This is a genomic window from Ohtaekwangia sp. (assembly GCF_036568665.1).
Classification (GTDB): domain Bacteria; phylum Bacteroidota; class Bacteroidia; order Cytophagales; family Cyclobacteriaceae; genus Ohtaekwangia.
Genome location: NZ_DATCSD010000124.1, coordinates 1 through 14,839, shown reverse-complemented (window position 1 = coordinate 14,839; position 14,839 = coordinate 1). Strand labels below are relative to the sequence as shown.

At 42.5% G+C, this 14,839-nt stretch carries 14 protein-coding genes; 8 read left to right on the top strand and 6 right to left on the bottom strand.

Annotated elements, in window-relative coordinates:
* A partial coding sequence (locus VIN08_RS06610; RefSeq protein WP_331962055.1) for a TSUP family transporter occupies positions 1 to 272 on the top strand: 272 nt, incomplete at its 5' end.
* 10 nt (positions 273 to 282) lie between these two features.
* Here VIN08_RS06610 and VIN08_RS06605 read toward each other — a convergent pair.
* Positions 283 to 1,200 carry a 1-aminocyclopropane-1-carboxylate deaminase/D-cysteine desulfhydrase gene (locus VIN08_RS06605; protein ID WP_331962052.1) on the bottom strand — a complete coding sequence of 306 codons (918 nt, stop codon included), beginning with the start codon at positions 1,198 to 1,200 and terminating at the stop codon, positions 283 to 285.
* Positions 1,201 to 1,331: 131 nt separating this feature from the next.
* Between VIN08_RS06605 and VIN08_RS06600 the strand changes: the two genes are divergently transcribed.
* Positions 1,332 to 2,384 (top strand): PA0069 family radical SAM protein, encoded by a 1,053-nt coding sequence (locus VIN08_RS06600; RefSeq protein ID WP_331962049.1) that lies wholly within the window; start codon positions 1,332 to 1,334, stop codon positions 2,382 to 2,384.
* Between the two features lie 71 nt (positions 2,385 to 2,455).
* Here VIN08_RS06600 and VIN08_RS06595 read toward each other — a convergent pair whose 3' ends face one another.
* From VIN08_RS06595 to VIN08_RS06585, 3 genes are all read right to left on the bottom strand, one after another.
* A complete protein-coding gene (locus tag VIN08_RS06595) occupies positions 2,456 to 3,814 on the bottom strand; it encodes a dipeptidase (RefSeq protein WP_331962046.1) in 1,359 nt (452 codons plus the stop codon).
* A gap of 47 nt (positions 3,815 to 3,861) precedes the next feature.
* Positions 3,862 to 4,821 carry a hypothetical protein gene (locus VIN08_RS06590; RefSeq protein ID WP_331962043.1) on the bottom strand — a complete coding sequence of 320 codons (960 nt, stop codon included), beginning with the start codon at positions 4,819 to 4,821 and terminating at the stop codon, positions 3,862 to 3,864.
* A gap of 108 nt (positions 4,822 to 4,929) precedes the next feature.
* A complete protein-coding gene (locus VIN08_RS06585; protein WP_331962040.1) occupies positions 4,930 to 6,300 on the bottom strand; it encodes an exonuclease domain-containing protein in 1,371 nt (456 codons plus the stop codon).
* Positions 6,301 to 6,369: 69 nt separating this feature from the next.
* On the opposite strand from VIN08_RS06585, the gene VIN08_RS06580 reads away from it, so the two are divergent.
* The 3 genes from VIN08_RS06580 to VIN08_RS06570 all read left to right on the top strand — a co-directional run bounded on the left by VIN08_RS06580 (position 6,370) and on the right by VIN08_RS06570 (position 10,407).
* Positions 6,370 to 6,717 carry a phage holin family protein gene (locus VIN08_RS06580; protein WP_331962037.1) on the top strand — a complete coding sequence of 116 codons (348 nt, stop codon included), beginning with the start codon at positions 6,370 to 6,372 and terminating at the stop codon, positions 6,715 to 6,717.
* Positions 6,718 to 6,801: 84 nt separating this feature from the next.
* Entirely contained in the window at positions 6,802 to 9,804 is a 3,003-nt protein-coding gene (locus VIN08_RS06575; RefSeq protein WP_331962034.1) for a PVC-type heme-binding CxxCH protein, read from the top strand.
* 96 nt (positions 9,805 to 9,900) lie between these two features.
* Positions 9,901 to 10,407 (top strand): hypothetical protein, encoded by a 507-nt coding sequence (locus VIN08_RS06570; RefSeq protein ID WP_331962031.1) that lies wholly within the window; start codon positions 9,901 to 9,903, stop codon positions 10,405 to 10,407.
* A 42-nt stretch (positions 10,408 to 10,449) separates the two neighbouring features.
* On the opposite strand, the gene VIN08_RS06565 is transcribed toward VIN08_RS06570, so the two are convergent.
* Both VIN08_RS06565 and VIN08_RS06560 read right to left on the bottom strand, forming a co-directional pair.
* The gene (locus tag VIN08_RS06565; RefSeq protein WP_331962028.1) at positions 10,450 to 11,835 is read right to left on the bottom strand and encodes a T9SS type A sorting domain-containing protein; all 1,386 of its coding nucleotides are present in this window, start codon (positions 11,833 to 11,835) and stop codon (positions 10,450 to 10,452) included.
* A 103-nt stretch (positions 11,836 to 11,938) separates the two neighbouring features.
* Positions 11,939 to 12,964, bottom strand: coding sequence for an isoaspartyl peptidase/L-asparaginase (locus VIN08_RS06560; protein WP_331962026.1), 1,026 nt, complete (start codon positions 12,962 to 12,964; stop codon positions 11,939 to 11,941).
* A gap of 511 nt (positions 12,965 to 13,475) precedes the next feature.
* On the opposite strand from VIN08_RS06560, the gene VIN08_RS06555 reads away from it, so the two are divergent.
* The 3 genes from VIN08_RS06555 to VIN08_RS06545 all read left to right on the top strand — a co-directional run.
* Positions 13,476 to 13,892: a TraR/DksA family transcriptional regulator gene (locus VIN08_RS06555; RefSeq protein WP_331962058.1), complete on the top strand. Its 417-nt coding sequence runs from the start codon at positions 13,476 to 13,478 to the stop codon at positions 13,890 to 13,892.
* A gap of 86 nt (positions 13,893 to 13,978) precedes the next feature.
* Positions 13,979 to 14,572, top strand: coding sequence for an SMC-Scp complex subunit ScpB (gene scpB / locus VIN08_RS06550; protein WP_331962023.1), 594 nt, complete (start codon positions 13,979 to 13,981; stop codon positions 14,570 to 14,572).
* Positions 14,550 to 14,839 (top strand): hypothetical protein (locus VIN08_RS06545; protein ID WP_331962021.1); only part of this gene is annotated, 290 nt, incomplete at its 3' end. The genes scpB and VIN08_RS06545, both read left to right, overlap by 23 nt.

The following is a 14,839-nucleotide window of genomic DNA, read 5'->3' as shown; positions in this document are numbered from 1 at the left end:
TATATTTTCTCTCGATGCGCCTACCCAAGAATACATTTATAGGTACAACTGCGTGGTTCTTTATGGTTATGAACTGGTTTAAAGTGCCGTTCCATGTTTTTGCCTGGCACACTATATCGTGGAATACTTTTCTGCTAGACCTGATTGCGATACCGCTGATTGCTGTCGGAGCATTTTTAGGAGTTGTTATTGTACGTAATATACCCGAACGACTTTATCGCTGGTTCATTATTGGCATGACTCTGATCGCTGCGATTATGATGCTGGTATAGTTCTGTATATTCAGGTATATAGATTTTCGTACGTGCTTGCTCCCTGCAAACCACCGGAGTGTATCATTAGTATAGTTGATCCTTTTTCAAAGGCACCACGCTTTGCTTCTTCCAATATAGCCCATAATACTTTACCGGTATATATCGGGTCGAGCGGCAGGCTATATATGCTTTTCATTTCAGCTATAAACGCCATGAGTTCGCGTGTTACTTTGGCATAGCCCCCATGGTGATAGTTATGGAGTATTTTCCAATGGTTGTTACGAATAGAAACTTCGTTGGCTGCTTCATATTCTTTTAGCAGCTTTTCTACTTCTGCTTCGAGAAAATTACCTTTCAGTGCACTTACACCTATAATCTGTTTCGCTTGATTTGTTCCTGCTATTATTCCTGCAAGTGTTCCTCCTGTGCCTGCAGCCAAACATAAATAATCAAATGAAAGAGAAGATATACTCTGCGCAAATTCAACACATCCCTTTACGGCCAATGCATTTGATCCGCCTTCAGGTATAAGGTAAAATTCACCTAACTCATTATGAAGTTTCTCTATGAAAGGTGTTTCGCTCTTCTTTCTATACTCTTCACGCGAAACGAAATATAGGTTCATGCCGCATTCGCTGGCAAAGCGAAGCGTAGGGTTCAATGGCAATACTTCTTCACCACGAATAATTCCTATACTCTTGAATCCGGCTTCGCGCGCTGCTGCGGCAGTTGCATATATATGGTTGGAGAATGCACCTCCAAAAGTCAACAGAGTCTTTTGCTTGGTGCGTTTTGCTTCTTCCAGATTGTAGCGAAGTTTCCACCATTTGTTTCCGGAGATGAAGGGATGGTTAAGATCTTCGCGTTTAATGATTAAACGTATATCGGCTTCCTGTAAAATCGGATGCAGCAATTCCTGAACGGGAGTCAATTGATAAGTAAGCAAATCATTGAATTGAGTTCTAAAAATAGTGGAAGGAGAGCACAAAAATCGGCCATAAAATTTAACTAATATTTTTAGACATAATAACTAAATTAATTAGTAATTATGTATGACTAAATAGAGAGGAGGCTTTTATGGAAGAGGATTATTTCAAAGGCCGCGGGGCGCAGATAAAAACCGTTAACAAATTTTTGAAGGCCGAGTATGTAACAGAACATGTTGAAGGCTTGGACGAACCATTATTCTCAGCACCAACTACGCAGATCTTTTATGAGAAGTCGAAGAAGATCGTGAACAAAGTGGACAGTCCTGATCTTCGCATGATGTATTCAAGCAACCCGTATCAGGGATGCGAACATGGTTGCATTTATTGTTATGCGCGCAATACGCATGAGTATTGGGGATTTAATGCCGGATTAGATTTTGAAAGCAAGATAATCGTGAAGAAAGATGCACCGAAGTTGCTGGAGAAATTTATACTTCATCCGGATTGGCAGGCAGTACCGATCAGTGTATCCGGAAATACAGATTGCTACCAGCCACTTGAGCGTAAGTTTGAATTGACCCGAGGCATGCTGAAAATATTTGCACGCTATCGACATCCACTGGGCATGATCACAAAGAATAGTCTTGTGCTTCGCGATATTGATCTGCTCAAGGATTTGGCGCAGGATAACCTGGTGCATGTATATATATCGATCACCACACTCGATGAAGATCTGCGAAGAGTAATGGAGCCGCGCACAGCCAGTGCAGCAAAGCGATTACAAACTGTAGAGACATTAGCCAACGCTGGTATACCGGTAGGCATTATGAATGCACCTATCATTCCCGGATTGAATCATCATGAAATACCACAGATACTAAAGGCTGCAAGCGAGCGTGGAGCGCTGGGCGCAGGTATGACGGTTGTGCGACTGAATGGTTCTATAGGAAAAATCTTTGAAGACTGGCTGCGAAAGAATTTTCCGGATCGCTTTGAAAAAGTATGGCACCAGATATGTGAACTGCATGGAGGAAGTGTGAACGACTCACAATTCGGAAGACGTATGACGGGCGAAGGTAATTTTGCAGAGATGATCCATCAGCTCTTTGCAGTTTCAAAGAAAAAGTACTTTGCCGGCAAAGTTATGCCTGCAATAGATCTTACTAAATTCAGAAGAGGCGGGAACCTTAGTTTATTTTAATGTTGGCTATATAAATGAAGAAGGTGCAATCACTGACTGCACCTTCTTTTTATATTATGAAGTATATATAGTTACTTCTTTGCGTAATTTTTGTAGAAAGCCACGATCGTTTCCACACCGAGAAGGAAATTGTTTACACCGTAATGTTCATTGGGTGAATGTATAGCATCACTATCAAGACCAAATCCCATCAGCACAGTATCTAACCCTAATTCTTTTTTGAACAAAGCAACGATGGGTATACTGCCGCCATCTCTTGTAGGGATGGGGGTTTTGCCAAACACTTCTTCAAATGCTTTGCTGGCGGCTTTGTAGGCTTCCGAGTCAGTTTGAGTTACAGCCGGTTCCCCACCATGATGCGCTGTTACTTTCACCTTTACATACTTTGGCGCGATAGATTCAAAGTGTTTGGTAAATAACGCTGTTATCTCAGCACTTACCTGGTTAGGAACCAGTCGCATTGAAATTTTAGCATGCGCTTTCGAAGGAAGAACGGTCTTCGCCCCTTCACCGGTGTAGCCGCCCCATATACCATTAACATCTAGAGTAGGACGCACACCAGTTCTTTCCAATGTAGTATAGCCATCTTCTCCTTTTATCTCATCTATACCCAGTTCGTGTTTATATTCTTTCAGATCAAAAGGAGCTTTGTTCAGAGCTTCGCGTTGTGCTGCAGTGAGTTCGGCAACTTTATCGTAGAAGCCTTTTACAGTAACACGTCCTTTCTCATCATGCAGTGAAGCAATCATGCTACACAATGTATTGATCGGGTTGGCTACTGCACCACCATATACTCCGGAATGAAGATCGCGATTAGGCCCGGTAACTTCTACTTCCATATAGCTTAGTCCGCGCAAGCCTGTAGTAATGGAAGGATGCTCCAGGGAGATCAGCGCAGTGTCTGATATAAGAATGATGTCGGCCTTTAATCTTGCTTTATTTTCTTTTACAAATACACCGAGGTTATCAGAGCCAACTTCTTCTTCACCTTCTACCATGAACTTTACATTGCACGGTAAAAGATTTAGTTTCATCATGGCTTCAAAAGCCTTTACGTGCATATATACCTGTCCTTTGTCATCGCAGGCACCACGTGCATATATCTTGTCGTTTTTAATAACCGGTTCGAATGGAGGTGAGTCCCACAGATTTATAGGATCAGCGGGTTGCACATCATAATGACCGTATACCAGAATGGTGGGAAGAGATGGATTTACAATCTTCTCTGCATATACAATAGGATGACCTTTTGTTTCGCATATCTCTACCGCATCAACACCGGCAGCTTTCAGTTTTTCTTTCAGAAATTCTGCTGCCTTGCGAACGTCTTGTTTATGACGACTATCTGCACTAACAGAGGGAATGCGCAGCCAGTCAAAAAGCTCAGCCAGAAAACGGTCTTTGTTTGATGAAATGTATTCTTTGATCATGTCCGGTTATTTGAGTTTGTCGGCAAATTACAGGTTCAATCCGATTGTCAATACGCCTCGCTCAACTTTATCTTCATGATGAAGGTATCGTTCAACTTTTCCGGTTCCTTTATCTTTCCCTGGTTGCCAATGATCTGCAACAACTGACTGTTTGCGATAAAGTAAAAATAGCCGTCCGCTACAACTCCGGTTGTTGGTGAATTGAACAGCGCATCGCGCTCACACAGGAAATCAATTTTCTCTGCCCGCTTGTTATCCGGTGTTAATACAATTTTCTGAATAGACTCCGGGAAGAAAGTATTCTGAACACCAATCAACGTATTGTTATATCGATACAGGCCATCGAACCCCATCATCATATAGCGATCGTTTAACAATGGAGTGATCGCTTTTGTTTGTGTATCTACCATGGCTATGCCCAGCGGACCGGTTGTGCTCACCAGTAAAAATTTTTCATCCTGCGAAGCAGTGATACCGTTGGCCCACGTAAGGCTTCCGGGCTTTGTAAATTCTTCCAGTGTTTTACTGTCTTTACGCACAACCCAGAGCATACTGGCCTGTGTATCGGTTATAAAAACATCGCCCGCCTTTGTAATATATAGGTCATTGAATAAGTGGAGTCTGTCGTCTACCAGTTTAAACCGCATCACCATTTTTTTGGTGCGCAGATCATATACATGCACGTTTGAGATGCGGTTAACAGTGTCGTGTTCCGGGGTGTTGTTGCATGCCCATAAAAAACCTTTCGCATCTACCTTCATGCCGAGTACCTGTTCGATCTCGTTATCACCGGAAGCGATAAGATCACTTACCTTTCCATCAGCAGATATAGTGATGATCTTTCGCTTGTTGATACTACTCACATAAAAAGATTTGTCAACCGCATTATAGGCAATACCTTCCGGGATAAGGTCTTTCTCTTCTATAGTAAAGGCTATCTCTGGTTTTTGCTGTGCGAGCAGTCCCTCTGCGAGGAGGTATAAAAACAGAAAGCAATATCTCTTCATAGTGTGTGTTCAATAGATTATACAGGTATAGTCACAACGTAGTTCTTGTTCAGTGTATTTTATGATTGCGTATATGGAATGCGTTGTGAAACAACATCGCTGCAAAAATCAGAATACAACCACTTCGGTTCCTCGCGGATTTGTAAGATATGAATTAATAAGATTTTGTACGGTAGGTGTTTCTGTGCTGCTGCGCACATAGTTGCGTGCCGACTCAAAGTCTACGATAGATACATCTTTACCAATATAACCGAAACCATAGTAGGTACCTTTATCCACCAGCACAACCGACTGCTCATCTATATTTCTTCCTCTTCCAATAATGGCCGCAGAATTACCTGCAATTTTAAACGTATCGATCGCTTTGTGTACACGCTTGTTATATCGCTTAACGGTTTCTACACCTTCGCATGCGCCATGGCATTCACCGGTCTGGTAATTAAAGCACAAACCTTTGGCGAGCTGCAAGCCACACAACTTCGGGCACAGATCAAATTCACGAACCTTCTCCCATAAAAAATTCCAGGCATCACCCTTTGTACTGAATTTTATAAGAGGATGGGAGCCGCGTGTTACCATATTTACTGAGAAGCGGAGATAGCCATTGCGGTCTTCGTATTCGTAAATGCCCCACTCTTCTGCTTTATACTTTTGTGCCTGGTTATACTTGGGCCAGAGTCTTCTTATCTCCTGCGATTCCAGGATCAAGGCGATCAATTCATTACCGGTAAGCTCGTAACTGATATGATGAATCTCATTTCTGATCTTTGAACGACTCCATTCGCGTGCATCGCCCGTAAAATGCCCGGCAATTCTTTTTTTAATGTTGATTGCTTTACCAACATAGATCACCTGCCCACGTGCGTTGTGGAAATAATATACTCCCGGCTGCGCAGGAAGTTTATCAAAATCTTCTTTCGGGAGATTGGGAGGAAGTATAGTTTCTCCGGAATTTCTTTTCAATGCTTTCGCAATGTGATTCTCGCGATCGCGTCTCAGAAGCTGATCAAATATTTTTACCGTAGCATGTGCATCGCCATGCGCACGGTGCCGGTTGCTGATCTGTATACCCAGACTCTCCGATAATGTTCCCAAACTATAGGAACGAAGTCCGGGTATAATTTTCCGACTCAATCGTACCGTACATAATTTTTTCGATTGCCAATTGATGCCTGCGAGCTCAAACTCCCGTTTTAGAAAAGAGTAATCAAAGTGAGCATTATGCGCAACAAAAACTTTTCCATCCAACAGATTAAAAACTGTTTCAGCAACCTCTTCGAAGCTCGGAGCATCGAGCACCATTTCGGTAGTGATACCGGTGAGTCCGGTTATATAGTAAGGAATGTTTCGCCCGGGATTTACCAGCGTGTGGTAAGTATCCGTTATCTGAATACCATCGTGCAGGTAGACAGCAATCTCTGTAATGCGATGGTTTGCCGCATACCCTCCGGTCGTCTCAATGTCAACTATCGCGTACATGGTCGAAATTTAAAATTTGACTTGTTACCGTAAAAGCGGAAATTGAATCAAAAATTTAATACACTAAAAATGAACGGAATTGCGCGTTTTCTATTATCCGGCCTTGCTGTACTTTTAACGTCTTACCTGCTGCCAGGGGTTCATGTAGAGCATTATGGATATGCTTTACTGGTTGCAGCTGTACTCGCCATTGCGAATGCTATAGTAAAACCTATTCTGATAATACTTACCATCCCCATCACCATCTTTACACTCGGATTATTTCTGCTGGTGATCAATGCGTTCATCATTATGCTGGTAGATTATTTTGTACCAGGCTTTCGTGTTGATGGATTTTGGTGGGCGCTTGCATTCAGTCTTATACTTTCGGTGTTCAACAGTATGTTTACCGATCTCTCCAAAGACAAAGAGAGATAAGATTTTAATAAGCAATTATCAAGCGTTGCAGGATAGATCATTGATAAAACCTGCTTACCTTTTAGAACAACCTCATCTCCATATATGAAGTACTGTTATGGTATAATGATGTTCATGCTGTTGGCTTGGGCATGTTCCACCAAAGAAACATCAATCGATGATCATTCTCCTGAAAAGTCACTTGCTGATCTTAAAGTTCTCGATGGACTTGAAGTAACGTTGTTTGCATCGGAGCCGATGTTCAGCAATCCAACCAACATGGATATTGATGCCAGGGGACGCGTGTGGATTTGTGAAGCCTACAATTATCGTAATCAATACAATCCCAAAAACCCGGTTAAGAAAGAAGGCGATCGAATCATGATCCTGGAAGATACCGATGGTGATGGCAAGGCTGATAATAGCAAAGTATTTTACCAGGGAACAGATGTAAATGCTGCACTGGGTATTTGTGTGTTGGGAAACAAAGTGATTGTATCGTGTAGCCCGAACGTGTTTGTTTTTACAGACGAGAATGGTGACGATGTGCCCGATAAAAAAGAGATTTTGTTTCAGGGTATAAAAGGTGTGCAGCACGATCATGCTATACATGCATTTCTGTTTGGCCCGGATGGCAAACTGTATTTCAACATGGGCAACGAAGGTGTACTGCTGGTAGATGCCAAAGGCGATACGGTAACCGATGTACTCGGTAATAAAGTTGTAGCCAATGGCAAACCTTATCGCGATGGCATGGCGCTGCGTTGTAATGTGGATGGCAGTGAAGTAGAAGTCCTCGGTAATAATTTCAGAAATAATTATGAGTTAACAGTCGATCCTTTCGGAACCGTGTGGCAATCCGACAATGATGATGATGGTAACAAAGGCACGCGCATCAACTATGTAATGGAGCATGGCAACTTCGGGTATAAAGATGAGATAACCGGAGCAAGCTGGTATAAAAGACGCACCAATATGGAAACAGAAATTCCGTTGCGTCATTGGCATTTGAATGACCCCGGAGTTATACCGAACCTGCTGCAAACGGGAGCGGGTTCGCCTACGGGTATAACCACCTACGAAGGAGATATACTGCCTTCTTCTTTTTATGGACAACTTATTCATGCGGAGCCAGGACATAATGTAGTGCGAGCTTATCCGGTGAAGAAAGATGGTGCAGGATATACAGCTACGATAGTAAATATACTTGAAGGACAAAAAGACCAATGGTTTCGTCCGGCAGATATTGCGGTGGCACCCGATGGTTCGTTATTCGTGGCAGACTGGTATGATCCCGGAGTAGGAGGCCACCAGATGGAAGATGTAGATCGGGGCAGAATATACAGGATAGCAAAACCGAAATCTCCCTATACCATTTCACCAGCAGATGTAACTACACCCGATGATGCTATAAAAACTTTGCTTAGTCCGAACCCGGCAACACGATACATAGGATGGACTGCATTAGCTGCGATGGGAGATAAAGCAGAAGATGCATTACAAAAACTTTGGAGGTCCGATAATGTGCGACATCGTGCGCAAGCCCTGTGGTTACTCATAAGGCTGGATGCACAGCGTGAAAGTTATTTATCGCAGGCGTTAGCAGATTCACAAAATGACATTCGTATAGCAGGTATACGCGCAGCGCGTTTGTATAAGAAAGATATAGTATCACTGGCAAAATCTTTAGTGAATGATTCTTCAGCACAGGTAAGGAGAGAACTTGCCCTTGCCCTGCATGGAAATACAACCGCAGGGGCTGCCGATCTTTGGGCGCAACTTGCATTGCAATACAATGGTAAAGATCGCTGGTATCTTGAAGCATTAGGTATAGGGGCTTCAACCAATGAAGATCTGTACTTTAACACCTGGAAAAAGAAAGCAGGAAGTAAGTGGAATACACCTGCCAATCGAGATATAGTGTGGCGCAGCAGAAGTAAAGCGGCTATGCCATTGCTGGCAGAATTGATCAAAGCATCAGACGACAAAGAGATGCTTCGGTATTATCGGGCTTTCGATTTTCATCATGATGCATCGAAGCAACAAGTCCTGGCACAACTTGTTCAGCAAACAAAGGGAGAAAAAGTTTTATATGCACTCAAACACATGGATGCATCTAAAATGCAAATGACGCCACCTGTTAAGCGCGCATTGAACATTATACTGGACCAATACAAAGGCAAACTTGAATTTGTAGAACTGGTTTCTTTATTCAAACTACAAGATCGTGCAAATGATTTGCTGCAGTTGGGTATACATTATCCGGACAGTGCCAAAGGAAAAGAATCTATCAAAGCATTGCTTGATTGGAACAGAACTGATTTGATTGATAAAGCATTAAATTCCTCCAGTCGCGATGAAGCCCAGGCGATGATCAAAGCCTTGTGGCCCTATATGTACGATAAAAGGGCAATGGAAATTATGGAACGCATTGTTATGGACAGTGCCAAGGAATTGGAGCTTCGTAAACTTGCAATAAAAACCTTTGGTGGTCCGTGGGAATCAGAAGACAGATTACTTGCTTTGGCGAAAGACAAAAAAATTCCAGTAACACTGCAGTCGGCAGCAGCCGGTGTATTTCAAACTGCGTGGCGTGCATCGCTGCGTGAGGAGGCAGCAAAGTATTTGAAGTTACCGGGGAGTAAAGAGGGCACATCGTTACCAACGGTATCGATATTGGTCGAAAAGCGTGGCGATGTGTTGAGAGGTAAAGAAGTATTCAAAACCAGTTGCAGTGTATGTCATCGCGTGAATAACGAAGGAGTGAATTTTGGTCCTGACCTGAGTGAGATTGGCGACAAGTTACCGCGCGAAGGTATATATACCGCAGTGCTGTATCCTGATCAGGGTATCAGTTTTGGTTATGAAGGCTGGCGTATAAAAATGCATGATGGCTCTTCGGCTTTTGGCAGAATTGTTTCTGAAACAGAAGACAAGATCGATATGCAGTATATGAGTAACCAGCAGACGGTGTTGAAAGAAAATATAGCGACACGCGCGCAACTGGAAGGCTCACTGATGCCCTCTAACCTACAGGCTACTATGACGGAGCAGGAGCTGGTTGACCTGGTTGAATACCTCACGACACTGAAAAAAAATACGCTCTAAAACACAAATTGCTATCAAACAATCACTTACATGTTGTAGCACGAATTGGCATTGCGTTTGCCTTACATGAAGCAGGTATATTTAACAACCTGCATTATGAAAACGAGATTAGGTTTACAGGCAACAGTAATAATGTTTCTGATAGCAGCAGCAACTACTGTTCAGGCTCAGCGAAGAGGCCATGATCATAATCAGCATGATGGTAATCGCGGTCGCGGTAACGGACACGAACATTACGATAACAACAGACGTGATTACTCTCATTACCGCGATGACAATAGGCACTACGATCATAAAGATGTGCGTGTTTATCATCACTATATCCCGGCTCCTCCGGTACAACAACGGGTAGTACATCATTATTACTATGGTCGTCCACGCTATGTATACTATCGCGATTACGATGTATACTATGATTGTCATCGCCAGGTATATATTTCTTTCTCCGGAAGAAATTGGACTGTAAGTATTAACAGACCTGTTTGTATGGACAGAGTAGATGTATACAGGGCCGCACGTGTTGATGTAGATTATTACGAAGATAATTTCCCTGCCTACCTGGAACAGAACAGGCCGCACGGAAGGGTATATGCAGAGTGGTAAGTGAGATAGAGTAGAGTGAGGAGAATGCCGGTTGGACAGCTTTTAGTACTTGATAATTTTAGTACGAAGGATAGTCCGGCTGGCATTTTTAATTTCAACAATATATAGTCCGGGAGATACAGAACGAAGATCGATTGAATCATGCACATTTTGTTCTGCAATAGCTTTTCCTTGCTGATCGGTAACAATACCAACATTTGTCCCGGTTATCCCATCAATTTTTAGAAAGTCGCGAACCGGATTCGGATATATACTTATAACATTTTTTTCTTCTGTGCTCAACACCACAGGTTCACTAAGCTCAACATCTCTGGTATAAATGGAATAAGCAACATCTTTCACGATAGTATCATCATCGTTTTTAAAATAAGCACGGGCAATAATTATATAGGGATTGTTGCGAAGAATCTCGTTTGTTGAATTTAGTTTGATCAGGCATACTTTAATTTTTTGTTCTGCACGAACGGAATCGTATGTAGTAAATTCCAGATTAGATTTTTCGAATGCAGAGTAAACAGAGAATAATATTTCGGTTGCTTTATCATCCTCTGCAAATAATCGAATGGATTTTGTTTTGCCCTCCGGAATATATACCCGGTTGTTTTCATTTAACTCAGCATTGTCGGATACCCTTCCCGTTAGTTCAGAATCTGTTAATATCACCTGAACATCGCGCGCAGTATAGCCTATCAACGAAGTGTTATCGTATTGATAAACGGTTGTCGAAAAGAGGTATTCACCCACTGTACTTGTGCCGTTAAATATACAATCCCATGTTAGAAGCCCGGTGAGCGAATTTAATTTCAGGCTTTCAGGAGCGCGAAAATTATCGACCGGTATATTCCAGCCTTTTTTAGGTACGGAAAGTTTGTAGAACAGGGAATAATCGTTTGTATCTTTTGCGGCCAGCGAGTATGAAAAGGTCTCTTGTATAGCAGCAATGAAGAAAGGCTCTGCCAGAAATTCCGGACTTTCATATCGCTTACCAGGTACCAGTCTAAAGAATGATTCCAGAAAGAAAGGTGTGTCTTCCGGGTGATCAATATTTAGAATAGAACCGTTACGATTATTCTCAGAGTATGATACATGATAGGATTCACTAGTCGCATAAGTATGCTCTATCGTATAGAATGCGGTGGCAATACCCAGCACCGGGTCGATTACTTTGTAGTTTGCATTGTCTGGTCCTATCTCTGGTATAGTTATAGGCGTTGTTCCATCACCAAAGTCAAGAAGAGTTTCTGTGCCACCAAACAGAACTGATGTGTTGATCGTATTGGTATAAACACTTACGGTAATGCGGCAGGTTCTGCTACCAATAGTCAACTGATTGATAATAATTTGCCCCGATCGCAAGTGCGTTGCCTCGGCCTGCATAGCAAAAACAGTAATCAATAACAGTATAGATAGCCTGATAAACCTGTGCATAATAAAAATAAATATAACGATTAGCGGGAATAGTTGTAAGCCCCCTCTTCATATTTAACAATGAAACAATCCGTTTATAACTGTATATATACCTATACTATTGTCAATCTTTATAGATGAAGGTTTTGCCTTCGCCTCTCTTCTTGATATACCCGCGATACATACCCTCGGTATTAAAAGTCATGGACACATTTCCCTGGCGATCGAGCGCTATAATTCCTCCATCTCCACCGAGGCTTGGTACTTTTTTCATCACCACACTGTCGGCTGCTTCCTGTAGTGTAAGTCCTGCATATTTTTTTAATGAAGAAATGTCGTGCGCTACGGCAAGGCGTATAAAATACTCTCCCCATCCCGTTGCAGATACACCGCACGAAGTATTATCAGCATAAGTACCTGCGCCTATAATGGGTGCATCGCCTACACGTCCATACTTTTTATTGGTCATACCTCCGGTAGATGTACCGGCTGCTATATTTCCAAATTGATCTAACGCAACAGCTCCTACCGTTCCGAATTTTTTGTCTTTCGTATAGGGATCGATCCATGCAGCAGTGCGATCTTTCTCTGCCTGCTTTGCTTTGATCCATTGTTTATAGCGGAGCGAATCGAAGAAGTATGAAGGGTCTACAATTTCCAGGTTTTGCTCGCGTGCAAATTTTTCGGCACCATCACCAATCATCATCACATGTTCAGATTTAGTCATCACAGCATACGCAGCAGTGATAGGATTTTTAATTGTAGTAACTCCGGCCACAGCTCCAGCCATCAGGTTGCTTCCATCCATAATAGACGCATCGAGTTCATTTTTTCCTTCGCTGTTAAATACGGCTCCTTTGCCAGCATTGAATAAAGGCGAGTCTTCCATCACTTTGATAGCAGCAATTACAGCATCCAGACTTTTACCTCCCTTCTCTAGAACAGTATATCCGCTGTCAAGCGCTTGTTGCAACGCAGCATGGTAGGCCGCTTCGCGCTCGGGCGTCATGTTCTCTCTTTTTATAGTACCGGCACCACCATGTATCACCAGCGTTATAGGTCCGGGCGAATTTTCTGATATCGGTTTATCGCGATTTGTACTGCACGCTATTGCCGTAAAAAGTAAAAGACAGAGTAAAATTCTTTTCATAAGATTGGGTTAATGATTAGGAAAGGTAGGGATTTGCTGCTATAATGCGGATTCGGGAATTAATTAGACAATATTTTTTGTTTTCGTGCGTGAGCGCATAATTTTGCGCATCTTTTACCAAACGGGGAAATACCATATGGCTAAGAATAAAAAGACAAGCGCCAAACCTGCAAAAAAAGCAGCTAAAGCGAAACCAGCAGCTAAAGTAAAAAAGGCTGCTCCTCCTAAAGCTAAAAAAGCACCGGCTAAGAAAGTTGTTGCCAAAAAAGCTCCTGCTAAAAAAGCAGCGCCGGCTCCTAAGAAAGTTGTTGCCAAAAAAGAAGCTCCCAAGAAAGTTGCTTCAGCGCCTGCCCCGAAGAAAGTCGAACAAGTAGAAAAGATAGAGAAGGTTGAAAAAGCAGCAGCCAAAAAAGTTGAGAAGACAGTAACGGCTTCACCAAAGCCGGCAGCAGCAGCTCCAAAACCCGCTCCGCCACAATTAAATATTTTCCCCGTGCCGAACCAGAGACCGATTGCTCACAAGCCTGCACAAGGTGTAGCATCCAGTGATGAAAGAACAAGATATTCTGAAGAAGAATTGAGAGAGTTTGAAGGGCTTATTAACCGTAAGCTTGATAAGGCGAAAGAAGAGTATAAAATTTTAAAAGATACACTCAATCGCAATAATGACGAAGGAACAGACGCAACATCGGGTGGCAATACAAAAGTATTGGAAGATGGTGCCGAAACTGCCGAGAAAGAAAACCTCAGTCAGCTAGCAGCACGTCAGCAAAAGTATATAACAAACCTGGAGAACGCACTGGTACGTATCAAGAACGGAACGTATGGTATATGCTCAGTAACAGGTAAACTGATTCCAAAAGAACGACTCATCGCGGTGCCACACACCACGCAGTCGATCGAAGCGAAAATGATGCAGCAGGATTAAACAAGCTTCCCCTCCTAAACAGAGGGGATTTTTGTCTCCGAAAGATTTTAAAATAGAGTTATATTTAGTCACTAACACAGAATACCGTGGACTTCCTACAGAATCATATAGAAGCGTTGATCTTTTGCTCGCCAGGCCCGATCAAAGTTATTGATATAAAAACCTGTCTCTCGGAAATGTTCAATGCCGATATTCCTGACGAAGACATTGCAGGAGCGATTCATCGCCTGGAAGAGAAATATACCGGTGAAGAATTTTCCTTTCAGCTTTTCAGAGCAGGTGGTGGCTATCAATTTTTAACCAAGCCTGCCTACCAGGCCAGCATTGGTATAATGTTGAAGCAACAGTCTAAGAAAAGATTGTCGACTTCTGCAATGGAAACGCTTTCCATCATTGCCTATAAGCAACCGATATCTAAAACAGAAATAGAAAATATACGCGGTGTGAACTGTGACTATGCTGTTCAAAAATTGCTTGATAAAAGTTTGATAGAAATTACCGGCAAGGCAGACAGTATAGGCAGGCCTATGCTTTATGGTACTACAACTAAATTTATGGAATACTTCGGCATCAACGATCTGGCCGAGTTACCCGTACCAAAAGAATTTACAGGTGATATAAGCACGATCGGAGAGAATACAGATTTAAAAGAAACAGATGCCCAACAGCCGCAACAGTAACAATAACTCAGGAAGATCACGCGGTCGCAGCAATGCATCGCGACCAACCGGTAAACTATCCAGAAACAGTCGTGATGCTTCTGCTAAGGGGTCGGGTAAATTTGACAGGAAAGATTCACCAAAATCTTTTCGTAAAAAATCAGATGATGGATTTGAAGCAAAGCGTCCATCCGCTTTTTCTAAACCAGGCAAGAAATACTTTAACAGCAACAAGAGTAATTCTTCCGAAGGAGGAGAAAGAAAAGGTTTCGGAAAATCTTCGGATCG

What these genes read in the sequence shown, in the direction of transcription:
- VIN08_RS06600 (WP_331962049.1), top strand. Translation starts at nt 1,332, where the DNA reads ATGGAAGAGGATTATTTCAAAGGCCGCGGGGCGCAGATAAAAACCGTT.
- VIN08_RS06595 (WP_331962046.1), bottom strand. Translation starts at nt 3,814, where the DNA reads ATGATCAAAGAATACATTTCATCAAACAAAGACCGTTTTCTGGCTGAG.
- VIN08_RS06590 (WP_331962043.1), bottom strand. Translation starts at nt 4,821, where the DNA reads ATGAAGAGATATTGCTTTCTGTTTTTATACCTCCTCGCAGAGGGACTG.
- VIN08_RS06585 (WP_331962040.1), bottom strand. Translation starts at nt 6,300, where the DNA reads ATGTACGCGATAGTTGACATTGAGACGACCGGAGGGTATGCGGCAAAC.
- VIN08_RS06580 (WP_331962037.1), top strand. Translation starts at nt 6,370, where the DNA reads ATGAACGGAATTGCGCGTTTTCTATTATCCGGCCTTGCTGTACTTTTA.
- VIN08_RS06575 (WP_331962034.1), top strand. Translation starts at nt 6,802, where the DNA reads ATGAAGTACTGTTATGGTATAATGATGTTCATGCTGTTGGCTTGGGCA.
- VIN08_RS06570 (WP_331962031.1), top strand. Translation starts at nt 9,901, where the DNA reads ATGAAAACGAGATTAGGTTTACAGGCAACAGTAATAATGTTTCTGATA.
- VIN08_RS06565 (WP_331962028.1), bottom strand. Translation starts at nt 11,835, where the DNA reads ATGCACAGGTTTATCAGGCTATCTATACTGTTATTGATTACTGTTTTT.
- VIN08_RS06560 (WP_331962026.1), bottom strand. Translation starts at nt 12,964, where the DNA reads ATGAAAAGAATTTTACTCTGTCTTTTACTTTTTACGGCAATAGCGTGC.